The organism is Stenotrophomonas sp. 01N47 (assembly GCF_056399165.1).
This window is the reverse complement of sequence record NZ_JBFTQU010000010.1, coordinates 67,493-88,967: the sequence shown is the minus strand read 5'-3', so window position 1 is coordinate 88,967 and position 21,475 is coordinate 67,493. Positions and strand designations below refer to the sequence as shown.

23 protein-coding genes are annotated in these 21,475 nt (G+C 67.4%); 13 read left to right on the top strand and 10 right to left on the bottom strand.

All coding sequences use genetic code 11. The features are described from left to right. Positions 1–26 precede the first annotated feature (26 nt). From AC1DKR_RS17955 to AC1DKR_RS17945, 3 genes are all read left to right on the top strand, one after another. Positions 27–803 (top strand): DeoR family transcriptional regulator, encoded by a 777-nt coding sequence (locus AC1DKR_RS17955; protein ID WP_099819958.1) that lies wholly within the window; start codon positions 27–29, stop codon positions 801–803. Then, a complete protein-coding gene (nagA, locus tag AC1DKR_RS17950; RefSeq protein WP_363733851.1) occupies positions 800–1,915 on the top strand; it encodes an N-acetylglucosamine-6-phosphate deacetylase in 1,116 nt (371 codons plus the stop codon). The genes AC1DKR_RS17955 and nagA overlap by 4 nt, the downstream gene beginning before the upstream one ends. 89 nt (positions 1,916–2,004) lie before the next feature. Beyond that, positions 2,005–3,816, top strand: a complete 1,812-nt coding sequence (locus AC1DKR_RS17945; protein WP_478034154.1) for an MFS transporter — start codon at positions 2,005–2,007, stop codon at positions 3,814–3,816. A 1-nt stretch (position 3,817) separates the two neighbouring features. Here the strand turns inward: AC1DKR_RS17945 and AC1DKR_RS17940 are convergent, their stop codons facing one another. The 3 genes from AC1DKR_RS17940 to AC1DKR_RS17930 all read right to left on the bottom strand — a co-directional run bounded on the left by AC1DKR_RS17940 (position 3,818) and on the right by AC1DKR_RS17930 (position 5,617). Beyond that, positions 3,818–4,189 carry a SecDF P1 head subdomain-containing protein gene (locus AC1DKR_RS17940; protein WP_478034151.1) on the bottom strand — a complete coding sequence of 124 codons (372 nt, stop codon included), beginning with the start codon at positions 4,187–4,189 and terminating at the stop codon, positions 3,818–3,820. A gap of 122 nt (positions 4,190–4,311) precedes the next feature. Continuing rightward, complete coding sequence (locus tag AC1DKR_RS17935) at positions 4,312–4,863, bottom strand: HdeD family acid-resistance protein (protein ID WP_478034149.1); 552 nt, start codon at positions 4,861–4,863, stop codon at positions 4,312–4,314. Between the two features lie 58 nt (positions 4,864–4,921). Then, a complete protein-coding gene (locus AC1DKR_RS17930; RefSeq protein ID WP_428703706.1) occupies positions 4,922–5,617 on the bottom strand; it encodes a ComF family protein in 696 nt (231 codons plus the stop codon). Between the two features lie 229 nt (positions 5,618–5,846). On the opposite strand from AC1DKR_RS17930, the gene AC1DKR_RS17925 reads away from it, so the two are divergent. Beyond that, a complete protein-coding gene (locus AC1DKR_RS17925) occupies positions 5,847–6,338 on the top strand; it encodes a GNAT family N-acetyltransferase (RefSeq protein ID WP_223497046.1) in 492 nt (163 codons plus the stop codon). A gap of 96 nt (positions 6,339–6,434) precedes the next feature. Here the strand turns inward: AC1DKR_RS17925 and AC1DKR_RS17920 are convergent, their stop codons facing one another. The 3 genes from AC1DKR_RS17920 to AC1DKR_RS17910 form a co-directional block, all read right to left on the bottom strand. After that, positions 6,435–7,364 (bottom strand): hypothetical protein, encoded by a 930-nt coding sequence (locus tag AC1DKR_RS17920; protein ID WP_394196717.1) that lies wholly within the window; start codon positions 7,362–7,364, stop codon positions 6,435–6,437. A gap of 257 nt (positions 7,365–7,621) precedes the next feature. Then, complete coding sequence (locus AC1DKR_RS17915) at positions 7,622–8,707, bottom strand: DUF5694 domain-containing protein (RefSeq protein ID WP_478034146.1); 1,086 nt, start codon at positions 8,705–8,707, stop codon at positions 7,622–7,624. A 158-nt stretch (positions 8,708–8,865) separates the two neighbouring features. Continuing rightward, positions 8,866–9,156 carry a hypothetical protein gene (locus tag AC1DKR_RS17910; RefSeq protein WP_223497051.1) on the bottom strand — a complete coding sequence of 97 codons (291 nt, stop codon included), beginning with the start codon at positions 9,154–9,156 and terminating at the stop codon, positions 8,866–8,868. A 158-nt stretch (positions 9,157–9,314) separates the two neighbouring features. On the opposite strand from AC1DKR_RS17910, the gene AC1DKR_RS17905 reads away from it, so the two are divergent. Then, the gene (locus tag AC1DKR_RS17905; RefSeq protein WP_336022393.1) at positions 9,315–9,737 is read left to right on the top strand and encodes an H-NS histone family protein; all 423 of its coding nucleotides are present in this window, start codon (positions 9,315–9,317) and stop codon (positions 9,735–9,737) included. A gap of 128 nt (positions 9,738–9,865) precedes the next feature. Here AC1DKR_RS17905 and AC1DKR_RS17900 read toward each other — a convergent pair whose 3' ends face one another. Continuing rightward, on the bottom strand, positions 9,866–10,486 hold the full coding sequence (locus AC1DKR_RS17900) for a hypothetical protein (protein ID WP_336022396.1): 621 nt from the start codon (positions 10,484–10,486) through the stop codon (positions 9,866–9,868). 20 nt (positions 10,487–10,506) lie between these two features. Next, a complete protein-coding gene (locus AC1DKR_RS17895; protein ID WP_394196713.1) occupies positions 10,507–10,935 on the bottom strand; it encodes a hypothetical protein in 429 nt (142 codons plus the stop codon). Positions 10,936–11,066: 131 nt separating this feature from the next. Between AC1DKR_RS17895 and bioB the strand changes: the two genes are divergently transcribed. The 5 genes from bioB to bioC all read left to right on the top strand — a co-directional run bounded on the left by bioB (position 11,067) and on the right by bioC (position 15,905). Continuing rightward, on the top strand, positions 11,067–12,110 hold the full coding sequence (gene bioB, locus AC1DKR_RS17890) for a biotin synthase BioB (RefSeq protein ID WP_394196711.1): 1,044 nt from the start codon (positions 11,067–11,069) through the stop codon (positions 12,108–12,110). 67 nt (positions 12,111–12,177) lie between these two features. Next, a complete protein-coding gene (gene bioF / locus AC1DKR_RS17885; RefSeq protein WP_478034141.1) occupies positions 12,178–13,401 on the top strand; it encodes an 8-amino-7-oxononanoate synthase in 1,224 nt (407 codons plus the stop codon). An 18-nt stretch (positions 13,402–13,419) separates the two neighbouring features. Then, a complete protein-coding gene (gene bioH, locus AC1DKR_RS17880) occupies positions 13,420–14,199 on the top strand; it encodes a pimeloyl-ACP methyl ester esterase BioH (protein ID WP_478034139.1) in 780 nt (259 codons plus the stop codon). Between the two features lie 29 nt (positions 14,200–14,228). Further along, positions 14,229–15,008, top strand: a complete 780-nt coding sequence (locus AC1DKR_RS17875) for an SDR family oxidoreductase (RefSeq protein ID WP_478034137.1) — start codon at positions 14,229–14,231, stop codon at positions 15,006–15,008. 12 nt (positions 15,009–15,020) lie between these two features. After that, the gene (gene bioC / locus AC1DKR_RS17870; RefSeq protein WP_025877501.1) at positions 15,021–15,905 is read left to right on the top strand and encodes a malonyl-ACP O-methyltransferase BioC; all 885 of its coding nucleotides are present in this window, start codon (positions 15,021–15,023) and stop codon (positions 15,903–15,905) included. Positions 15,906–16,024: 119 nt separating this feature from the next. Here bioC and AC1DKR_RS17865 read toward each other — a convergent pair whose 3' ends face one another. Then, positions 16,025–16,657 carry a YdcF family protein gene (locus tag AC1DKR_RS17865; RefSeq protein WP_312788140.1) on the bottom strand — a complete coding sequence of 211 codons (633 nt, stop codon included), beginning with the start codon at positions 16,655–16,657 and terminating at the stop codon, positions 16,025–16,027. Next, a complete protein-coding gene (locus AC1DKR_RS17860; RefSeq protein ID WP_478034133.1) occupies positions 16,654–17,616 on the bottom strand; it encodes a pyridoxal-phosphate dependent enzyme in 963 nt (320 codons plus the stop codon). Before AC1DKR_RS17860 ends, AC1DKR_RS17865 begins: the two co-directional genes overlap by 4 nt. A gap of 159 nt (positions 17,617–17,775) precedes the next feature. Between AC1DKR_RS17860 and AC1DKR_RS17855 the strand changes: the two genes are divergently transcribed. From AC1DKR_RS17855 to AC1DKR_RS17845, 3 genes are all read left to right on the top strand, one after another. Then, positions 17,776–18,243 (top strand): hypothetical protein, encoded by a 468-nt coding sequence (locus tag AC1DKR_RS17855; RefSeq protein ID WP_478034130.1) that lies wholly within the window; start codon positions 17,776–17,778, stop codon positions 18,241–18,243. A 557-nt stretch (positions 18,244–18,800) separates the two neighbouring features. Beyond that, positions 18,801–20,690: a tRNA uridine-5-carboxymethylaminomethyl(34) synthesis enzyme MnmG gene (gene mnmG, locus AC1DKR_RS17850; protein WP_080149610.1), complete on the top strand. Its 1,890-nt coding sequence runs from the start codon at positions 18,801–18,803 to the stop codon at positions 20,688–20,690. Positions 20,691–20,839: 149 nt separating this feature from the next. Continuing rightward, positions 20,840–21,370 carry a gamma carbonic anhydrase family protein gene (locus tag AC1DKR_RS17845; protein ID WP_059065523.1) on the top strand — a complete coding sequence of 177 codons (531 nt, stop codon included), beginning with the start codon at positions 20,840–20,842 and terminating at the stop codon, positions 21,368–21,370. Positions 21,371–21,475: the final 105 nt, after the last annotated feature.

The following is a 21,475-nucleotide window of genomic DNA, read 5'->3' as shown; positions in this document are numbered from 1 at the left end:
CTTTCCCTGCGAAACCGAGAATGGCCATGCGCAACACCCGCTCCCGCCGGCAACAGATCCTGCAGCTGCTGATCGAGCACGGCTCGGTGCAGGTGGCCGATCTGGTCGAGCGCTTCGGCGTGTCGGCGGTGACGATCCGTGCCGACCTGACCCACTTCGAAGCGCAGGGGCTGGCCACGCGTACCCACGGTGGTGCCACCCTGGTGCGAACACCGCCGCAGGAACAGGACATCCATGAAAAGGATGCGCTGAACCTGCCGCTGAAGGACTCCATCGGCACGGCGGCCGCGCGCCTGGTGCAGGCCGGTGACAACATCATCATCGACTCCGGCTCCACCACGATGACGTTGGCCCGCCACCTGCGCGAACACCGCGATGTGACGGTGATGACCAATGGCCTGAACATCGCCTGGGAACTGGCCAACGCCGCCGGCATCACCGTGCTGCTGACCGGTGGCCTGTTGCGCCAGCAATCGCTGTCGCTGCAGGGCAGCCAGGCCGAAGCCAGCCTCAACTCCTACAGCTTCGACACGCTGTTCCTGGGCGTGGATGGCCTGGACCTGCAGTTTGGCCTGACCACCCACGACGAAGCCGAAGCACGCCTCAACCACCGCATGGTCGAACGCGCGCGGCGCATCGTGGTGCTCACCGACGCCTCCAAGTTCGGTCGCGTCAGCCTGCACCGCATCGCCCGCCTCGATCAGATCCACGCCATCATCACCGACGCCGGCATCGACGAGGCAACCCGCGAAGGGCTGCAGCGGCTGGGCATCGAAGTGATCATCGCCGAGCCACCCGCATGACCGACACCCGCTCCCTGCACGGCCGCATCCTCACCCCACTGGGCTGGCGTCGCGGCCAGGTCCAGTTCGATTCGCACGTGCGCCAGCTGCAGGTGGACGACCACAGCGGCGGCGATGACCCGCAGCTGCCGGTGATCCTGCCCGGCTTCATCGACCTGCACGTGCATGGCGCGGCTGGCGTCGACCTGATGCAGGGCGGCGATGTGGCCCGCACCATCGCCCGCACCCATGCTCGCTTTGGCACCACCACGCTGCTGGCGACCACCATGACCGCCGGCCTGGATGAGATCGAGCACGCGCTGCACGGCGTGGCCGCCACCATGGCCGCGCCGGATGCAGACGCCGCCAGCATCGTCGGCGTGCACCTGGAAGGCCCCTTCATCAGCCCGCAGCGGCTGGGCGCGCAGCCCAACCGCACGATCGAGGCGACGCTGGCACTGGTGCAGCAGCTGCATGCGCTGGCACCGATCCGGGTGATGACGCTGGCGCCTGAGATCGGCGAGCACACCGCGCTGATTCCCGCGCTGGCCGCACTCGGCATTCGCGTACAACTCGGCCATAGCGCCGGCACCTACGAGGAAGGCGTGGCTGCATTGCAGGCGGGTGCTTCCGGCTTCACCCATCTGTTCAACGGCATGACCGGCGTCGACCACTACCGGCCTGGCATCGCCGCGGCTGCCTTGGCGCACGCGCAGTACGCTGAGATCATTCCCGACCTGCAGCACATCCACCCGGGCGTGATCCGTCTGGCCGCACGCGCGATTCCGCGGCTGTATGCAGTGACCGATGCGACCGCCGCCACCGGCATGCCCGATGGCGAGTACGCGCTGGGCGAGCAACGCGTGCACAAGTGCGGCGGCTGCGTGCGCCTGGCCACCGGCTCACTGGCCGGCAGTGCACTGACCATGGACCAGGCGCTGCGCAATCTGGTGCAGGTGCGATTGGAACTGGCTGACGCGTCGCAACGCGTGTCCACTTTCCCGGCCGATTACCTGGGCTTGAGCGATCGCGGCCGCATTGCGCCCGACGCCCGCGCCGACCTGGTGGTGCTGGATGCGGAACTGCGCCTGCAGAAAGTGGTGGTGGGCGGTCGATTGATCGATCTGGACTGACACACGCCATGCGGCCCGGATGCCGCACACAAGGCGCGCAAGCGCATTGCATCAGCCACGCACCATCCCGTTAGTCCAGGAACGAGCCGATGACCGCAGCCACTGCACCTGCCGTACCCGCTTCCACCGCCCCGCGCTGGCCCGTACGTTACCTGCTCTTCATCGGCGGCCTCGGTGGCCTGCTGTACGGCATCGATATCGGCATCATCGCCGGCGCCCTGCCCTACCTTGAGGCCACCGCCAGCCACGCCTGGCAGCTCAGCAGCCAGCAGCTCGGTTTCGTCGTCGCCGCGGTGCTGCTGGGCAGCGTGCTGTCCTCGCTGTTCGCCGGCATGATCGCCGACCTCATCGGCCGCCGTGGCGCGATGCTGCTGGCCGGCGTGCTGTTCACCGCCAGCATCCCGATCATGGCGCTGGCGTCGGGTTACACCCCGCTGCTGCTGGGGCGCCTGCTGCAGGGTGTCAGCGGCGGCCTGATCGGCGTGGTCATTCCCCTGTACCTGGCCGAAGTGCTCAGCCCGGAACGACGCGGCCGCGGCGCGGCGATGTTCCAGCTGCTGCTGACCGTCGGCCTGGTGCTGGCCGCGTTGATCGGCCTGTACCACGCCCATGCCGTGGACGCTGCCGCAGAGTCGGTGCGCTCGCTGCCGCTCGCGCAGCAGGCGCAGGAGCTGTTCACGGTGAAGGACCACGCCTGGCGCACCATCTTCTGGACCTGCCTGGCACCGGGCCTGCTGTTCTGCGCCGGCATCTTCTGGCTGTCCGAATCGCCGCGCTGGCTGGTGCGTCGTGGCCGCATCGATGATGCGCGCCGCAGCCTGCAGCGCGTGCTGCCCGCTGCCGACGTCGAGCCCACCCTGACGCAGATCCAGGCTCCGGAATCGAGCAGGAGCAGCGGCAAGCGTGACCCGCTGCTCAGCCGCCGCTACGTGGTGCCGTTCGTGTTGGCCTGCGTGGTGCTGGCCTGCACCCAGGCCACCGGCATCAACTCGGTGCTGGCCTATGCGGTGAACATCCTCAACCAGGCAGGCCTGTCCGGCTCGGTCGCCAACGGCGCCGACGTGGCGATCAAACTGCTCAACGCGGTGATGACCGTCGCCGCGCTGCTGCTGGTCGACCGCAAGGGTCGCAAGTTCCTGCTGATGCTGGGCAGCGGTGGCATCTGCGTGGCCCTGCTGGCCGCAGCAACGCTGTTCTTCCAGGCCGAACGTGGCCGCGCCGACGTGCAGCCGCACCTGCAGGCCGCAGTAAGTGGCGATGGCCTGCAACTGGTACTGGATGAGGCGCAGTGGCAGCGTCTTGCCGGCGGCATCGACCGCGAAGGCCGGCCGCTGCAGCTGACCGTGTCCTACGCCTATGGCGACTTCACCAACGTGCGCGCGCTGCGCAGCGACAACCTGAGCGACCGTGAGCTGCGCATCGAGCATGCCGGCACCGTGCAACCGGACAGCGTCATCGGCGCGTTCTTCCGCACGTTGCACCTCAATCCGTTCGCCGACCCGGCCAGTGCCGCGCAGGCACCGCTGCGCATCGAACAGGCCCGTATCGGCCCGATTCCGCCGCCCGCGCATGGCTGGGCCGTCGCTGCCTGCATCCTGGTATTCGTGGCGTTCTTCGCGGTTGGCCCGGGCGTGTGCGTGTGGCTGGCGCTGTCCGAACTGATGCCCAACCGCATCCGCTCCAACGGCATGAGCATCGCGCTGCTGATCAACCAGTTCGTGTCCACCACCATTGCCGCCATCTTCCTGCCGACGGTGGGACACTACGGCTACGCCAGCATGTTCCTGTTCTGGGCGGGCTGCACGTTCGTGTTCTTCCTGGTGGCCGCTTTCTGGCTGCCGGAGACCAAGGGGCGCTCGCTGGAAGAGATCGAAGCCGGGTTTGCGGGAAAGCAGCGCTGATTCAGCGCTGCTGTGGCGGCGCAGGACCGCCGTGCACGATGTAGCGCGCCATGTCGTGCACTTCGGCCACGCTCATGTTGGTACCGGCCACCTGCATGGACTCGCCAAAAGGGCCCGCTATGGTGGCCACGGACAGCACGTGGTCATCGACGGTAAGCGCCACCTGCTTGCCCACCAGGGCCTCGGTCGCGTGCAGCAACCGGCCGGCGGACTCCTTGCGGAACGTCAGTTCCAGTACGGGCTGGTGCGCGGCGTCCAACTCCGCTCGCACGTCGACGATATCGGTACTGGTGAGCATCGGCGGTGCTTTCACGGCGATGCTGCGCCCTTGCCACTGCAGGGTAGCGCGGCCATCGGGATCGACCTCACGCATCTGCACCTGCACCCCCTCCCGCGGCGGATGCCGTGTCTCCGCCGGAAGCACCCGGTTGCAGCCCGCCAGCAGCAACACCGCGAGGCCGCCACCGAGCAGCGCCCATCTGCTCCAGCCCCGCATCAGCGCAGCTTCCTCAGCTTGAACGCCACCAGCACCTGCAGCACGCCGTAGAGCAGGCTGCCGATGCCGATCCACAACGTGGTCACCGCCACGCCTGCATAGGGGTTGGCCGCGAACAGCAGGCCCAGCACGATGGCCAGCACGCCACTGAGGATCAGCAGCCACTCCCCCTGGATCTGCCTGCGCAAGCGGATGGCGAAGACGATGCGGTAGATGCCCGCCACCAGCAGCCATGCCGCCAGGAACAGCACCAGCACGCTGGCGGTGGCCAGCGGATTGATCACGGCCAGGATGCCAAAGCCCAGCGAGGCGACCACGTACAGCAGCAACCAGCCGCGCGAGGCGCCGCTGGCACCGGTGATCAGCGCCAGCAGGCTGATGACGCCCTCGACGATGGCCATTACACCCAGCGTCCAGGCCAGCGCGATGGCCGCCGACATCGGCCAGCCGATCGCGATGATGCCGAAGCCCAGCGCGACCAGACCGTACAGCAGCAGGATCCACCAGCTGCGTCCAACGGCCGACAACAGGGGAGACAAGGGGGAATTCATGACCACTCCTTCGATCCGGGTTCGTGGCCATCCTAGCCCTTGCGGATGAAAGGGGCGATCACGGAACGCGAGCGCAGACCCACGCCCGCACGTCTTCAGACCCCACCAACCGCAACGTCTCTGCAATTTCCAGCACGGTACTGCCGGTGGTCATCACGTCGTCGACGACGGTCAGCCGCGCCGGTACAGCACCGCGCACATCGAAGGCGTCGAACAGGTTGTCGCGGCGCTGCTCGGCGCTGCGTTCGGACTGCGGCGCGGTGTGGCGGCGGCGGTACAGCCCGCGCCACGTCGGCAACTGCAGCAGGCGACACAGTTCGGCGGCCTGGTCATAGCCACGCTGACGCAGTCGCTTGCGGTGCAGTGGCACGGGTACCAGCGGCGCGCACGACCACGGTGGCGGGTTGCGCAGCATCAACTGCGCAAGCAGGCGTCCGGCAGCCAGGTCCTGGTGGAATTTGTAGCGGACCAGCAGCTGATCGACCGGCGGCAGGTATAACAGGCTCGCATGGGTCGCGGTCTGCGGTGGCGGCTCGTCGCGGCAGGTTCCACAGATGGGCAGGGCTGCATCCGGTAGCGGCAGCGCGCAGCGAAGGCAGGCGCGACCCGCCCACGGCAGCTCGGCAAGGCAGGCGGGACAGAGATCGAGGGCGTCATGGCCGCGCTCGCTGCAGACCAGGCAGCGCAGGGGCAGCAGCAGGCGAAAGGCAGCCTGTAATGATTCACCAAGGACAGAAGGCAGTGGGAAGCGCATGCCGTAGCATCGCCCTGCAAGCGCAGCCTGCCCATCGGTGAAGGGGCTGCATGCATGTCAGTACAGGGAGCGTTGGCCGATGGGGGCTGCACCTTACCGCAAGCCTGCATCGCAGCCGCTACCGCGCGCTTCCATCCACATACGGCCGCGACTGCAGAACCATCACTGGCCGATCCTGCGCCAGCTATCATCAGGATAGGCACAGTTGCCCTGGATGGATCTCTACCGCATGGACGGACTGACGCTGGTCAAAGCAACTGCGCAGGACGCAGATGTGGTCTTCAGATTGATGCAGCTGTACTACTTCGAAGCCTCGGCCTGGAGCGGTGAAGATATCCTTGCCGATGGTCTTTACGACTGCGCACTTGCCGATGTCCAGGCCCGCCTGCACGAAGAACCGGAGTGGACCCGTCTGCTCTGGCTCGATGGCCTTTTGTGTGGATTCGTCCAGGTGGATGACGTCGAGTTCCAGGGAAGGCGACTGCCAGAGTTGGCGGATCTGTTCATCCTTCCAAAGCATCGCGGCAAAGGCATCGCATCTGCGGTGGTTGCAGACCTTGTGCGGCCAACAACGGGGGAATGGTTGCTGGCCACATTCCGCAAGGATCATGCGGCGCATGCATTCTGGGAGCGGAATCTTGCAAAGATGGGCATGGCATGCAGCGTCCCAACCGGGTCAGAAGGAACAGACTTCCGCTTGTTCCTGATCAGGTCGAAATGACGAACAGGCGCGCCAGCACGATCGGCGGTGCATGCGATTCGCCCCTGCAAGCGTCCGCCTTGCCTCGCATTCGACCAGAATGCCGACCTTCGCCCCTTAGCGCATCCCGCAGGTCGCGCCGACACATTGCCCGTTCTCCATGAACCGCACCTGCGAGTGTCCCGGTTCCCCGGTAGGGGCCGGCACCCCGGGCGCCACGAAGAACGTGGCCGCGTGCGCACCATACAACCCTGCGGGGATGGCGAAGGCTTTCAGCACGGTATAGCTACGGAAGGGCATGCCCTGCTCCCGCTCGGCATTGGCGCCTTCGATGCGCGGGATGTCCGCTGCACCCCCGTTGCGTCGGCCGGCAGCCTCCCAGGCACGCAGGTCGGCCACCGTCGCTGGGCGCAGGACCCCGCTGCGCACCGCTGCATCAATACCGGCCTGGCCCGCCGGCGGTGCGCCCTTCATCTGGAATTCGACCACTGGCTTGGCCGTGGCATCAGTCACCAATTGCGCCCCGGGCGGCAACGCGCCGATGACCGCGCGGCCGTCGCGTGCCGCGTAGGCCACGTCAACCGGGCGACCGAACACCTCGCGGGCCAACGGGTTGAGCTTGTTCGAGCCCTCTCCTCCCACATAGGCATAACTGCAGGGGCCACGATCCTCGTAGGAGCTGATCAGCACCGGCAGGCCGGCAGGCAGGCCGGTCAGCCGCTGCCGGTGGTAGCCGGTCACCAGCACCGCCGCAATCTGCGTACCGCGCGTCCAACCGACACTCCACACGGTGGGTTCGTAAGCGCCCAGCAACAGCACCACAGGCGCATTGGGTTCGTGCACGGCCACCTGGATGGTCGTGGCCTGGTGGCCGCTCTGGTCGATCTGGAAATCGGCTTTCTTACCGCCGTAGGCCCCCGCCGCGTAGACCTTCGCATCGGCCGGGAGCACCAGGCCGTCGATCCGGCAAGTGCTCGGCGGCGTATCCACCGTCACCGGAGCGTCGAACGGGAAGGGCTGTGTGTCCGCATCGGAATGCACGATCACGGGCGCTACCTGGATGGGGCCCGCCGGCATCGCGTCTGCAGCGCCAGGTGCGTGGGCTCCCTGGCCCGCTGATGCCTGCACATTCGGCTCGGACAGTGTTGGCTCGGTGCACCCAGCCAACAACACTATCCCGGCGACCGCGACGTACAGTCTGGTGCCGGCAATGACGTTGCGTTTCATGTTGTGATCCTTCATTTCGAGGAATCGGGCGCTGATCGGGAACAGCTCGCCTCATGCAGCCGCCGGTCCTTGGCGGGCTATTTCAGGAACGGCTGAACATCGACAATCCGCACGTCGTGCATCTGCTCGAGATACGCATCCAGATACGCCTTGTGTGAGGCGCCGACAATCACCAGCGTACGCATTCCCGGGGTCGGTCCCATCAGGTCGCGGATGTTCGCCGCCATGCGCAGGTTGCGCGTCTCCCACGAGGTGACGTAAAGGCGCCCGTAGCCCTGCGGAGACGGCTCCTCCAACGCGGCACCGTAGTCGCTTTCGAAGGCGACCGATGCCACATCCGGTGCGTTGTAGCGGCGATACAGTGCCCGTGCCTTCTCCGGCGCATCAACCTGCGCTTCCAAGTCGCCGAACATTGTCCTCCGCTGTTTGGACGCCGGGTTGTCCCAGGCCTTCCTGACCGCAGCTGCATAGGCCTTGGGATCGGGACCATACTGATCGGAGCTGTGGTCATCCATCGGCCACAACCGCTCGTGGCCAAGACGGACAGCGAGGGCTGCGGCGATGAGCGTGTTTTCATTGCGGCTGACACGCAGTGCTTCCAGGGCCGCAACCAGGTCCTGGTCCAGGCCGTCGCCTGCCTGCCGATCCGCTTCGGGGAGGCGCAGCCATTGCACCAATGCCGAATCGCGTTCGCCGGCGGCCAGGAAGGTAGCGGCAAGCCTGCGCCGTTGCGCGGCCGTGGGTTGTACGGGCCAGGTCGCCAGCATCGTCTCTGCCGCCGCGTTCGCCGCCGGCACATCAAGTCCGGTTGCCTTCTCCGCCGCCGAAACATCGGGGCAGTAGTCCTTCACCGTATATCGGTAGCGGGAAGGGTATCGACGCAGCAGGTCGCACTGCTGGCCCGACACCGCCTCGATCGCGATGGCCTTCGGCTGCCACGCTGCGAGCCGGTCGATCAGGGTGCCCAGCGATGAGGGATCGAAGGTCTTCGGCAGTACCGCCAGATGCGCGCTGCCGAGCACCATCACTTCGTTTGGCACCCCGTGCTGCGGCCCTTTGTGGGCGCGAGGGTCAAAGGTCTGCGCCTGCGCCATTCCTGCAAGCATCGATCCCGCCAGCAGCGAGCCGATCAGTGCACGTCGCCCCCACATCCCCTGCATCATTCCCTGTTGCATATGGCTCGCCGTTGAAGCGCTTGTCCAGCGCATAGCGGCGCAGATTCGATCGCCGTAGGTCCTTTGTCAACAGTCCTTGTTCTGTGCTCCCGCAAGACTACGCTCGGTCGAATGGCGCCCTTGATGGGATCCCGCAGGGAGCGGACTCACGCACGCGCGAGAGCGATCCATCGGTAGCCTACGTAGAGGGCCCCTGCGGCCACCGGAAGCAGGCTTGTCCAGAGTGGCAGGCCGAGTACGAAGAACATGAGCGCGGTGACGGCGAGTGTGAGAATCGACAATCCGATTACCCGGATGTCGAACAGCGCGACGTCCGCTGCATCCTTTCCCACGGCGTTCTTCGGCCGGTTCCTGCCGGCGCGCTGCCGACGCAGCAGCCATATATCGGAGACGAAGCTGGCTATCCCTTCCAACAGATCACCGATGAAGCCAGACATGGACGATCCCTGACGGCTGGAGTGAAGGGGTAGATCTTCATGGCGCGCGCGTTGGTGCGTCAAGCGATCGATCACAGGGCCCGGGGAGCCGATCCAGCTTGATGCATCCTGGCACCGGCTGCTTGACAGGCTGCCGGGATGTCCGGACCCTTCGCGGCATGACAATCGACGTCGAACACCTGAGCCTGCGCGAACTGAACGCCCTTGTGACTGCTGCCGAGCAGCGGAGGGCGCTGGTTGCCAGCCGCCGCCCCGTGGCCGTTGTCCGTCGCAAGCTGATCGCCTTCGCCGCGCAGTGCGGCTACACGATTGAAGAGCTGATCGGGGGCGCGCCCGCCGAGGCCGCTGCACCGGTCCGCAAACCTGCCACACGGCGCAAGGCAGGCAAGGTAGCGGCCAAGTACCGCGACCCGGACAACAAGCGCAATACGTGGTCGGGCCGCGGCCGGATGCCGCGCTGGCTTGCCGAGAAGACCAAGCATGGCCGCAGCCCTGCCGATTTCCTGATTCCCGGGCTGGGCCGGTCCGACGTTCGAAAGTCCAGCGCGATCGGGCAGAGAACCGTCTTCAAGCAGAGCTGACCCGTGGGTGCTCGGCGCACGGAGCGGACGATCGCCGTGGCACCAACGCGTACATTTCCAGGTCGGGCGGTGCAGGCAGCTCTATCGCATCGTAGCGACGGCCGTGGCCTGCAACTCCATCCAGCCGCTCACTCCTCGCCCAGGGCCACCGGCAGCGGCACCTTGCGGATCAACTTGAGCGCGCGTCCTTCCAGCACGTAGAAGAAGGCGAAGTTGCCGGTCCTAGCATAGTTGTCGTCGAACTCCCCGCCCTCGGCCACTACCAGCGCGCTGTGCGGATCGACCTTGACCACCATCGGGCCAAGCTCTCCGCCCAGCGATGGGGTGGCCAGCTTGCCGGTGCGCTTGCTGACGAAGGTCATCGAAACACAACTGGTTCCGCATCCCCATCCCACCAGCGTGTACTCGCCGGCAAAGCCGACCTCTCCGTCCTTCAGGGCTGCTGACAGGCGTGTCCTGAACATGCGGGCGCGCGGATCGCTGAGGTCCAGCGATGCGGCCGGCCCGCTATGGATCTTTGTTACGGGGTAGTCAGCGAACCTGGGATTGCCGCCTTCACCATTGAAGATCGCCTCGCGGATTCGCGCGTTTTCTGCGACCTGTGCGGCAGTCGGACCAATGGAACTTGCAGCATCCGTGGCATCCGGGGCGCTTGCCTGCATCGCCTGCACCTGCGTCACTGAGCAAAGGGCCAGTCCTGCGCCGGCCATGGCCAGCAGGACGACCAGCGATGTGCGACTTCTGGACATGCTCATCTCCTCAAGACGTCTTATCGCTCTGCACATGCTTCGGCGGCAAGCGAGCAGATCTGCACGACAGCTGCGACCTGCGGTGTCTTTCCCGCGTGCCCGCAATCCTGCAACCAGATCAATGCGTGCTGCCCCACCTTCAGATCGGTTTCATCGATGCCGCCGCCATAGACGGTCCACAAGCCGGTGCCGTCGTTGACGATGGTGCGGTGAACCGCGCCTGCGCGGGTCTGGACCGTCAGCTGGCGATCGCGGACCTTCACGATCGTTCCCGTCACCGAGGGCGGCGAGGGAGCGATGTCACCGCCGTCGGCGACCGGCAGCACGCACTGCGTCGCCGCAATGGTAACGACGGGAACGGTGGTCAGCATCAGGGCTGTGGCAATCGCCGTCGCCTGCAGCGCGTTCGCCGCCACGGCCTTCAGTACCGCAATCAATGGGTTGTTCATGGCAATCCTTTGCGTGAGCGCCCAGTCTAACCCTCGCTCGCACTGTAAACTTATATGAAATTAAAACAGTTGACAGTGCACTACGACCCACCCAGACTGCGCCCTCGCTCCAGCCCTTCCAAGGTCCCGCCATGGCAACCGCCATCCGCCACGACTGGCACCACGACGAACTGCAGGCGCTGTTCGACCTGCCCTTCCCGGAACTGCTGTTCCGCGCCGCCGCCGTCCACCGCGAGCACTTCGACCCGGCCCAGGTGCAGGTATCCACGCTGTTGTCGGTGAAGACTGGTGGCTGCCCGGAAGACTGCGCGTACTGCCCGCAGGCGCAGCGCTACAGCACCGGGGTCAACGCACAGAAACTGATGGACACCGACGCGGTGCTGGCCAAGGCACGCCAGGCCAAGGCGGCCGGTGCCTCGCGTTTCTGCATGGGTGCAGCGTGGCGTTCGCCGAAGGACCGCGACATCCCCAAGGTGGCGGCAATGATCGCCGGGGTGAAAGCGCTGGGCCTGGAAACCTGCGCCACGCTGGGCATGCTCAGTGGCGAGCAGGCGCGCGCGTTGAAGGACGCCGGCCTGGACTACTACAACCACAACCTCGATACCGCGCCGGACTACTACGATTCGATCATCCACACCCGACAGTACCAGGATCGCCTGGATACGCTGGGCCATGTGCGCGATGCGGGACTGAAGACCTGCTGCGGCGGCATCGTCGGCATGGGCGAAACACGCGCGCAGCGGGTCGGCCTGCTGCTGGCGCTGGCCACCTTGCCGGCGCATCCCGATTCGGTGCCGATCAACAAGCTGGTGCAGGTGGCCGGCACGCCGCTACATGGCAGTGCCGAGCTGGACCCGTTCGAGTTCGTGCGCATGATCGCCGTAGCCCGCATCGCCATGCCGCGTTCGATGGTGCGCCTGTCGGCCGGCCGCGAGTCGATGAGTGACGAGCTGCAGGTGCTGTGCTTCCTGGCCGGCGCCAACTCCATCTTCTATGGCGACAAGCTGCTGACCACCGGCAACCCGGAGAGCGAGCGCGACATGGCCTTGTTCGCACGCCTGGGCCTGCAGCCGATGGCGGTGCAGGTGGACGCCGACGGTCATGACCATGGCGGCACCGTGCATGCCGATATCAGCGCCGATGCCCCCGGCTGCGGCTGCGCCCACGCGGCCTGAGCCGGCGGCCAAGCAGGCGTCGCGGCAACGCGCTACCCTAGCCGCCCCGTCGCCGCATCCAGCCGCCATGGCACGCCCCGACCTGACCGCCCGCCTCCAAGCCCAGCGCGCGTTGCGCGATGCACAAGGCCGTCGCCGCCCGCGGCGCACGGTCACCCGTCGCGATGGCGTGCGCCTGGAAGTCGATGGGCGCTGGCTGACAGGCTTCTGCAGCAATGATTACCTGGGCCTGGCCCAGCAGTTCAGCGTGGTCAACGCACTGCAGGATGCCGCTGCGCGCGAAGGCGCCGGTGCCGGTGCCTCGCATCTGGTCTGCGGCCACCACGCGCTGCACGGCGCATTGGAACGCGAAGTGGCCGAGTGGCTCGGTTACCCGCGTGCCTTGCTGTTCGGCAGTGGCTTCACCGCCAACCTGGCCGTGCAGCAGGCGCTGCTGGGCGAAGAGAACGATGTCTGCGTGCAGGACAAGCTCAACCACGCCAGTCTGCTCGATGCCACGCGGCTGGCCGGCGCGCGCCTGCGCCGCTACCCGCACCTGGATGCGGAAGGTGCGATGCGCCAGCTCAAGCATGCGCCCGATGGCGCGGCGATGCTGGCCACCGATGGTGTCTTCAGCATGGATGGCGATATCGCGCCGCTGCGTGCGCTGTCGCTGGTCGCGCGCCTGCAGCAGGCGTTGTTCTACGTGGACGATGCGCATGGCGTGGGCGTGCTTGGCGATGGCCGTGGCGCGGTCGCCACCGCCGGCCTGGGCGTGGACGATGTGCCGCTGCAGCTGGTCACACTGGGCAAGGCGCTCGGCGGTTTCGGCGCGCTGGTGCTCGGCCGCGAAGACCTGATCGAGCATCTGGCCGAAACCGCACGCCCCTACATCTACACCACCGCCATGGCGCCGGCATTGGCGGCATCCGCGCTGGAAGCGGTGCGGCTGGCCCGACGCGATCATTGGCGGCGCGCGAAGCTGGCCGATCTGATTGCACTGTTCCGCGGCGAAGCGCGCCGTCACGGGCTGGATCTGATGGCATCGGAAACGCCGATACAGCCGTTGCTCTGTGGCGACGACCACACCGCCGTGGCGATGTCACAGGCGCTGGAACAGGCCGGCTGGCTGGTCGGTGCGATCCGCCCTCCGACCGTGCCGGAGGGCAAGGCGCGCCTGCGCGTCACCTTGTCCGCGCTGCACACCACCGAGCAGGTACGCGGCCTGGTCGAAGCCATCGCCGTTGCACGCGACCGCGTGGCCTTTGCCGCGCGTGAAGTGCTGCCGCCGTCGTTGCCGGCGCTGGCCTGAGTGATCGTGTAGTTCCCCATGCATATTGAAGTGACCGGCCATGGGCCGGACCTGGTACTGATCCACGGCTGGGCCCTGCAGGGCGGCGTGTTTGCGCCGCTGGTGCAGCGCCTGGCCGATCGATTCACGCTGCATCTGGTCGACCTGCCCGGCCATGGCCACAGCCGCGACGACAGCACCCCGCTGCGCCTGCCGTTCGTGGTCAACGCCATTGCCGCGGCCACGCCGCCGGCGGTGTGGTGCGGCTGGTCACTGGGTGGTCTGTTTGCCCTGCATGCGGCGGCCACGCTGCCGAAGGTGCGCGGGCTGGCGATGATCGCCGCCACGCCGCGCTTCGTGCGCGGTGATGACTGGCCGCATGCGGTGGAGCCATCGGTATTCGAGCAGTTCGGTCGTGACCTCGCGCAGGACTTCAGTGGCACCCTGGAACGTTTCCTGGCCCTGGACGTGATGGGTTCGGCGCATGCCCGCGAGGAACTGCGCACGCTGCGGCAGCGCCTGGTCGAACACGGAGCGCCCACCGAACGCGCACTGCACGAGGGCCTGCAGCTGCTGGAGAACACCGATCTGCGTGGCGCCCTGCCCGCACTGGGCAAGCCCAGCCTGTGGATTGCCGGCGAGCGTGACCGTCTGGTCTCGCCGGCGGCGATGCAGGCCGCTGCTGCGCTGGCGCCCGGTGGGCAGTCGCTGACCGTCGGCCATGGCGGCCACGCCCCCTTCCTCGGCCACGCCGATGACGTTGCAGCGGCCCTGCAACACTTCGTTGCCGGCCTGTCACCGGCCGATGGCGGACAATGAGCCTTCCTAAGCTTGTGCAGGACTGACGCATGGATCTGGGCATTTCCGGCCGCTGGGCACTGGTCTGCGGCGCCAGCAAGGGGCTTGGCCTTGGCTGCGCGCGCGCATTGGTGCGCGAAGGCGTGAACGTGGTCATCGTCGCCCGCGGTGACGCTGCGCTGCAGGCCGCGGCTGAAGAACTGCGTGCGCTGCCCGGTGCCGCTGAAGTGCGTGCGATCGCCGCCGACGTCACCACCGAGGCGGGCCGCGCCCAGGCGCTGGCCGCCTGCCCGCAGGTCGACATCCTGGTGACCAACGCCGGCGGCCCGCCGCCGGGCGACTTCCGCACGTTCGAGCGCGACGACTGGATCGCCGCGCTGGACGCCAACATGCTGGCGCCGATCGCGCTGATCCGCGCCACCGTGGACGCGATGATCGAGCGCGGCTTCGGCCGCATCGTCAACATCACCTCGTCATCGGTGAAGGCACCCATCGACGCGCTGGCGCTGTCCAACGGCGCGCGCAGCGGCCTGACCGGCTTCGTCGCCGGGCTGGCGCGGCGCACCGTCGTCCACAACGTCACGATCAACAATCTGCTGCCCGGCCAGTTCGATACCGACCGCCTGCGCGCCAACTTCGCCCACGCCGCCGGCCAGGACGGGGACGTGCACGCGGTGGCCGAACGCCGCCGCCAGCAGATTCCCGCCGGCCGCTTCGGCACGCCGGACGAATTCGGCGCCGCCTGCGCCTTCCTGTGCAGTGCACAGGCCGGTTACCTCACCGGGCAGAACCTGCTGATCGACGGCGGCGCCTACCCCGGTACGTTCTAAGAGACTTCTGCAATGCCGTCCCACTTCGATGCCCGCCATGTCCGCCGCGCCTTCGCCCGCGCCGCCACCAGCTACGACGCTGCCGCCGCCCTGCAGCGCGAGGTGCAGTCGCGGCTGCTGGAATCGCTGGACTACCTGGAGGCACGCAAGCCGGAGGTGGTGCTGGATATCGGCGCCGGCACCGGCCATGCCAGTGCGCTGATGAAGAAGCGCTGGCCGAAGGCACAGGTGATCGCGCTGGACGTGGCACTGCCGATGCTCGACCAGGCCAAGCGCCAGGCCGGCTGGTGGAAGCCGTTCCAGCGCCTGGCCGCCGATGCCACGGCGCTGCCGTTGGCCGACAACAGCGTCGATGTGATCTTCAGCAACCTGTGCCTGCAGTGGGTGGACGACCTGCCAGCGGTGTTCGCCGGTTTCCGCCGCGTGCTCAAGCCCGGTGGGCTGCTGGTGTGTTCGACGTTCGGGCCGGAAACGCTGGTCGAGCTCAACGAGGCCTTCGCCGCCGCCGACGACCGCCCGCACGTGAGCCGCTTCGCGCAGATCGCCCAGTTCGGCGATGCGCTGATGATGGCCGGCTTCCGTGATCCGGTTCTGGACCGCGACCTGTTCACCCTGACCTACGACGACCTGCCCTCGTTGATGCGCGAGCTGCGCGCGATGGGCGCGACCAACGCACGGGTCGATCGCCGCCATACGTTGACCGGCCGGGGGCGGTTCGCGGCGGCAGCGGCGGCGTACGAACCGATGCGCCGTGCCGATGGCAAGCTGCCCAGCAGCTGGGAGGTGATCTACGCCCATGCCTGGGCACCCGACCCAGGCGCGCCGATCCGCGAAGGTGGGCATGACATTGCTTCCGTGCCGGTGTCGGCGATCCCGATCCGGCGCAAGCAGACCTGATGTCGGCACGCGATCCGCACTGGTAGATGCCGACCTTGGTCGGCGCTGTGCTTCCCGTGCCGACCAAGGTCGGCAACTACCAAAAGCAGGTCCCGGCCGGCCCCATTGCACGCCTGCGCTCAGGTATTGGCCGGTGAACTCAACGGCGGCCGCACCAGGTCGCGGTGGAAGAAGTAGATCTCCTGCACCAGGAAGCGCCAGCTGGTATGGAAGCTACGGAAGCGCGTGCTCGGCGTGGACGAGGCCAACGCCTGGATGCCCAGCGCCTTGCTCAGGCGCAGCGCGCGCGCCATGTGCAGCGGGTCGCTGACGATGATCACCGAATGCAGCTTGCGCTGGTCCATCAGCCGCTTGGCCTCGACCAGGTTCTGCACGGTATTGCGCGAGGCGGTCTCGATGAGGATCGCCTCATCGGGAATGCCGTGCTTGAGCGCATAGCGCCGGGCCACCTGCGATTCCGAGAAGCGCGCGCCGGTGCCGCCGTAGCCACCGGTAAAGATCAGCAGTGGCGCGTAGCCGGCGTCGTACAGATCCAGGCCGTGGCGGATGCGCTCTTCAAACACCGGCGAGGGCTTGGCATCGTAGGCCGCCGCGCCCAGCACGATGATCGCGTCCGCCTTGGCCGCCTGGTCACGTTCGCCGACCCAGACGATCCAGGCGGTCACGCCCAGCAGCCAGATCACCAGCAGTACGAACAACCGCCACAACCAACCGAGCAGGCCGGTACGTTCGCGATGGCGGCCGCGGCTCATGGCGCTCCCCAACGCAGGGCAGGCAGATCGACATTGCCGCCGGACAGCACCAGTCCAACGCGCAGGCCGGCGAAGCGCGCAGGCTGCGCAAGCACCGCCGCCAGCACGATCGCCGAGGACGGCTCGACCACCTGCTTGAGCACGTCCCACAGCAGGCGCATCGCCGCCACGGTGGCGGCATCGTCAACCACGATGACCTCGGCACCCGCGGCCTGCAGCAGCGCGAAGTTGGGGGCGCCGATCAGCGTGCGCAGTCCGTCGCAGATCGTGTCCGGGGTAAATGCCTCCTGCCGCCTGCCGGTCGCCAACGAACGGGCGGTGTCGTCGGCGCCCGCCGGCTCGGCCAGCACCAGCCGGGTGTCCGGGCTGGCGTGCTGCAGGGCCAACGCGGTGCCACTGGCCAGGCCACCACCGCCCACCGGCACCACCAGCACGTCGAACGGACCCTCGCTGTGCAGCAGCTCCAGCGCGGCCGTGCCCTGCCCGGCGATCACCGCGGGGTTGGTGTACGGATGAACCAGAGTGGCGCCGGTATCGGCCTGCACCCTGGCGCAGGTGGCCTCGCGGTCGGCAATGGTGGCCGGGCAGCGCCAGAGGGTGGCGCCATGCCGGGCAATGTTGGCCAGCTTGGCGGCCACCGCCCCTTCGGGCACCACCACATGGCAGGGAATGCCCCGTGTGCGGGCAGCCAGCGCCAAGGCGGCGCCGTGATTGCCGGAGGAATGGGTTACCACGCCGGCACTGGCGTGATCGGCATCCAGCGACCACACCGCATTGCACGCACCGCGGAACTTGAACGCGCCGCCACGCTGCAGGTGCTCGGCCTTGAACGCCAGTTGCGCACCGGCCAACGCGTCCAGCGTGCGCGAGCGCAGCACCGGGGTCACGCTGGCATGGGGCGCGATCCGCGCGGCGGCGGCGAGGACGTCATCAGCGCGGGGCAACAGTGAATCGCTCATGACGCAAGATTAACGTATGGCTCCGCGCTGGCGAGGGCGCCATCGGTCATGCCAGCATGCAGTCCTACACCGCCATTCATCCTGGCCGGCGGAATTAAGGGCTGATTCAACGCCGGCGGCTGAAGCTGCCTGCATACCCGTCCTCTGGGGGGACCCATCATGAAAACGCGCCTGATGCTTGCCGGTGGCCTGCTGCTGGCCCTGACCGGTTGCACCACTTATGACTATGTCGGTGGCCGCAGCGGTGGCTACTACCACGGTGCGCCGTCGGTGGAGTACCGCTACCCCTATGGCTACCCGGCCGACTACGGCTATCCGTATTACGGCGGTGGTGGCTATTACGGCTATGGCGGCCCGTACTACCAGCGGCCGATCTACCGCCCGCCGCACCACAACCACCGCCCGCCACCGCGTCCCGGCAACGGCGGCGAAAACCGCCCGCCACCGCCGCCGCGCCAGAACAATGGCGGCTCGCCCTGGCGCAACATGGATTCGATGCGTCGACCGCCGCAGCCTGCACAGCGGGTCGAGCGCCCCTCGCCGCCGCCGCAGGCGCGTCCGGCTCCGGCTCCGCGTGCGCCGAGGATGAACAGTTCCCCCTGGCGTGCCATGAATCGTGAGAGATAGCGCACAGTTGACGCTTGTTCCATCTTGCATTTCACACGGTCCAAGCCTCAATCTACGCAGGTGGTGACGGCCAGCGTCACAAAGTGACAAAAGCGTTAAGGGCCCGTCCCAAACAGCTCTGCGTCGATATCCGACAGGAACATCTGGATCCCCCCTGTTCCGGCCCTGTCGGATGTCGGCACCTTTAAAGACGAACGGCCCCGCACTGCGGGGCCGTTTGTTGTTTGGGACACCAGGGCGCGCGGGCAGTAGATCCACGCCATGCGTGGATGACGCTTTCCCAGCCGCCCCAAAAAACAGGGCCGGACAGTCCCCCGACTGCCGGCCCCTCTGCTTCCCCACCGTGCGCCTGTACCGGCCCCTGTTCCAATTCCGGTCACCAGCGCCTGCGGCGCCAGCCACGGTGGGTGCTATTGGGTTATCTGCAAAAATCCTGCCAACTTTAGGGTTGATTTCGACGCCGGCCGGCCGGCGCCAACGTCCCTGCCTCGATTGGCGCTAAAATCGCCACCCCGGCGCCGCCTCCGGCTGCGCCTGCCCCTTGCTGAACAGCCCCCATGATCGATTCCTTCCATCGTTACGACGTCATCGTCATCGGCGGTGGCCACGCCGGCACCGAGGCCGCGCTGGCTGCGGCCCGTACCGGCGTGCGCACCCTGTTGCTGACCCACAACATCGAAACGGTGGGAGCGATGAGCTGCAACCCGGCCATCGGTGGCATCGGCAAGGGCCATCTGGTCAAGGAAATCGACGCCCTCGGCGGTGCGATGGCGCATGCCGCCGACCGCGCCGGCATCCAGTGGCGCACCCTCAACGCCTCCAAGGGCCCGGCCGTGCGCGCCACCCGCTGCCAGGCCGACCGCAACCTGTACCGCATGGCGATCCGCGCCATCGTCGAGGGACAGGCCAACCTGACCGTGTTCCAGGCGGCGGTGGATGACCTGGTCATCGAGGGCGACCACGTGCGCGGGGTCATCACCCAGACCGGCCTGCGTTTCGATGCCGAGGCCGTGGTGCTGACCGCCGGCACCTTCCTGGCCGGCAAGATCCACGTCGGCCCGACCCAGTACGCAGCCGGCCGCATGGGCGATCCGCCCGCCACCACGCTGGCCGCACGACTGCGCGAGCGGCCTTTCCAGGTGGACCGCCTGAAGACCGGCACGCCACCGCGCATCGACGGCCGTTCGCTGGACTACAGCGTGATGGACGAGCAGCCCGGCGACACGCCGCGCCCGGTGATGTCCTTCCTCGGCTCGGTGGATGAGCATCCGCAGCAGGTCAGCTGCTGGATCACCCACACCAGCGAGCAGACCCACCAGATCATCCGCGACGCCCTGCACCGCTCGCCGCTGTACAGCGGCCAGATCGAAGGCATCGGCCCGCGCTACTGCCCCTCCATCGAGGACAAGGTGGTGCGCTTCGCCGAGAAGGCCAGCCACCAGATCTTCGTCGAGCCCGAAGGCCTGGGTATCGTCGAGATCTATCCCAACGGCATTTCCACCTCGCTGCCGTTCGACGTGCAGCTGGAGATGGTGCGCAGCATCCGTGGTTTCCAGAACGCGCACATCACCCGCCCCGGCTATGCCATCGAGTACGACTTCTTCGATCCACGCGGGCTGAAGGCCTCGCTGGAAACCAAGCTGGTCAACGGCCTGTTCTTCGCCGGCCAGATCAACGGCACCACCGGTTATGAAGAAGCTGCCGCACAGGGCCTGCTGGCCGGCCTCAACGCCGCTCGCCAGGTGCGTGGCCTCGAGGGCTGGTGCCCGCGTCGCGACGAAGCCTACCTCGGCGTGCTGGTGGATGACCTGATCACCCACGGCACCAACGAGCCGTACCGCATGTTCACCAGCCGCGCCGAGTACCGCCTGCAGCTGCGCGAAGACAACGCCGACCAGCGCCTGACCCCGGCCGGCCGCGACATGGGCCTGGTCGATGATCGTCGCTGGCGTGCCTTCGAAACCAAGCAGGCTGCCGTGGCCGCCGAGCGCACGCGCCTGGGCGCGCTGTGGGCCACGCCGGCCAATGCGCTGGGCCGCGAAGTGCAGGAAACGCTGGGCGTGGCGGTCAGCCGCGAAACCAACGTGCTGGACCTGATCAAGCGCCCGGAACTGGATTACGCGCAGCTGATGCGGGTGCCCTCGCTCGGCCCGGCCGTGGCCGATGGCAAAGTGGCCGAACAGGTGGAGATCGGGGTGAAGTACGCCGGTTACCTGGATCGCCAGCGCGAGGAGATCGAGCGCCAGCAGCGCCATGAAGCAACGCCGATTGCCGGCGATTTCGACTACGCCATCGTGCGCGGGCTGTCGGCCGAAGCGCTGCAGAAGCTCGAGCGCGTGCGTCCGCAGACCATCGGCCAGGCCCAGCGCATTCCGGGCATGACCCCGGCGGCGATCTCTCTGCTGCTGGTGCACCTGGAGCGCGCACGGCGCGGACGCGTGGCATGAAAAAACGGTAGTGCCGGCCGCTGGCCGGTAACCCGATACACCTTCGGCAGAACCTCTGCGGGTGCCGGCCAGCGGCCGGCACTACCGGCGGGGCTGCTTCCTGCACGCGGTATCATCATCGCGATTGCCCTGTTCTTCCGGAGATGCCGATGACCCCGCTGCGCCCCTTCCGCGACAAGATGCCGGTGCTCGGCCAGCGCGTGTATGTCGATCCGGCCTGCACGATCATCGGCGATGTCGAACTGGCCGATGACGTATCGATCTGGCCGGGCACGGTCATCCGTGGCGACGTCAATTTCGTGCGGATCGGTGCACGCACCAATGTGCAGGACGGCACCATCATCCACGTCAGCCACCACAGCCCGTACAACAAGGCCGGCTACCCGACCCTGATCGGCGAAGGCGTCACCGTCGGCCATGGCTGCATCATCCACGCCTGCAGCATCGGCGATTACAGCCTTATCGGCATGGGCGCATGCATCCTCGACGGTGCCCGGGTCGAGCGCCATGGCTTCGTCGGTGCCGGTGCGGTGGTCGGCCCCGGCAAGGTGGTGGGCGAAGGCGAACTGTGGGTGGGCAACCCTGCCCGTCCAGCGCGCACGCTCAGCGACAAGGAGATCGAGTCGCTGCACTATTCGGCCGACCACTACGTGCGGCTGAAGGACGAATACCTGGGCTGAGGCCGCCTCGCCAATGGCCGGGCTCTGCTAAAGTCTGGGCCCGACCAGGAACCGTCGAGACCCCCATGCCCGTGGCTGCACGCCGGAGAGGACTCCAGCGCCCAC

What these genes read in the sequence shown, in the direction of transcription:
- AC1DKR_RS17955 (WP_099819958.1), top strand. Translation starts at nt 27, where the DNA reads ATGCGCAACACCCGCTCCCGCCGGCAACAGATCCTGCAGCTGCTGATC.
- nagA (WP_363733851.1), top strand. Translation starts at nt 800, where the DNA reads ATGACCGACACCCGCTCCCTGCACGGCCGCATCCTCACCCCACTGGGC.
- AC1DKR_RS17945 (WP_478034154.1), top strand. Translation starts at nt 2,005, where the DNA reads ATGACCGCAGCCACTGCACCTGCCGTACCCGCTTCCACCGCCCCGCGC.
- AC1DKR_RS17940 (WP_478034151.1), bottom strand. Translation starts at nt 4,189, where the DNA reads ATGCGTGAGGTCGATCCCGATGGCCGCGCTACCCTGCAGTGGCAAGGG.
- AC1DKR_RS17935 (WP_478034149.1), bottom strand. Translation starts at nt 4,863, where the DNA reads ATGAATTCCCCCTTGTCTCCCCTGTTGTCGGCCGTTGGACGCAGCTGG.
- AC1DKR_RS17930 (WP_428703706.1), bottom strand. Translation starts at nt 5,617, where the DNA reads ATGCGCTTCCCACTGCCTTCTGTCCTTGGTGAATCATTACAGGCTGCC.
- AC1DKR_RS17925 (WP_223497046.1), top strand. Translation starts at nt 5,847, where the DNA reads ATGGACGGACTGACGCTGGTCAAAGCAACTGCGCAGGACGCAGATGTG.
- AC1DKR_RS17915 (WP_478034146.1), bottom strand. Translation starts at nt 8,707, where the DNA reads ATGATGCAGGGGATGTGGGGGCGACGTGCACTGATCGGCTCGCTGCTG.
- AC1DKR_RS17910 (WP_223497051.1), bottom strand. Translation starts at nt 9,156, where the DNA reads ATGTCTGGCTTCATCGGTGATCTGTTGGAAGGGATAGCCAGCTTCGTC.
- AC1DKR_RS17905 (WP_336022393.1), top strand. Translation starts at nt 9,315, where the DNA reads ATGACAATCGACGTCGAACACCTGAGCCTGCGCGAACTGAACGCCCTT.
- AC1DKR_RS17900 (WP_336022396.1), bottom strand. Translation starts at nt 10,486, where the DNA reads ATGTCCAGAAGTCGCACATCGCTGGTCGTCCTGCTGGCCATGGCCGGC.
- AC1DKR_RS17895 (WP_394196713.1), bottom strand. Translation starts at nt 10,935, where the DNA reads ATGAACAACCCATTGATTGCGGTACTGAAGGCCGTGGCGGCGAACGCG.
- bioB (WP_394196711.1), top strand. Translation starts at nt 11,067, where the DNA reads ATGGCAACCGCCATCCGCCACGACTGGCACCACGACGAACTGCAGGCG.
- bioF (WP_478034141.1), top strand. Translation starts at nt 12,178, where the DNA reads ATGGCACGCCCCGACCTGACCGCCCGCCTCCAAGCCCAGCGCGCGTTG.
- bioH (WP_478034139.1), top strand. Translation starts at nt 13,420, where the DNA reads ATGCATATTGAAGTGACCGGCCATGGGCCGGACCTGGTACTGATCCAC.
- AC1DKR_RS17875 (WP_478034137.1), top strand. Translation starts at nt 14,229, where the DNA reads ATGGATCTGGGCATTTCCGGCCGCTGGGCACTGGTCTGCGGCGCCAGC.
- bioC (WP_025877501.1), top strand. Translation starts at nt 15,021, where the DNA reads ATGCCGTCCCACTTCGATGCCCGCCATGTCCGCCGCGCCTTCGCCCGC.
- AC1DKR_RS17865 (WP_312788140.1), bottom strand. Translation starts at nt 16,657, where the DNA reads ATGAGCCGCGGCCGCCATCGCGAACGTACCGGCCTGCTCGGTTGGTTG.
- AC1DKR_RS17860 (WP_478034133.1), bottom strand. Translation starts at nt 17,616, where the DNA reads ATGAGCGATTCACTGTTGCCCCGCGCTGATGACGTCCTCGCCGCCGCC.
- AC1DKR_RS17855 (WP_478034130.1), top strand. Translation starts at nt 17,776, where the DNA reads ATGAAAACGCGCCTGATGCTTGCCGGTGGCCTGCTGCTGGCCCTGACC.
- mnmG (WP_080149610.1), top strand. Translation starts at nt 18,801, where the DNA reads ATGATCGATTCCTTCCATCGTTACGACGTCATCGTCATCGGCGGTGGC.
- AC1DKR_RS17845 (WP_059065523.1), top strand. Translation starts at nt 20,840, where the DNA reads ATGACCCCGCTGCGCCCCTTCCGCGACAAGATGCCGGTGCTCGGCCAG.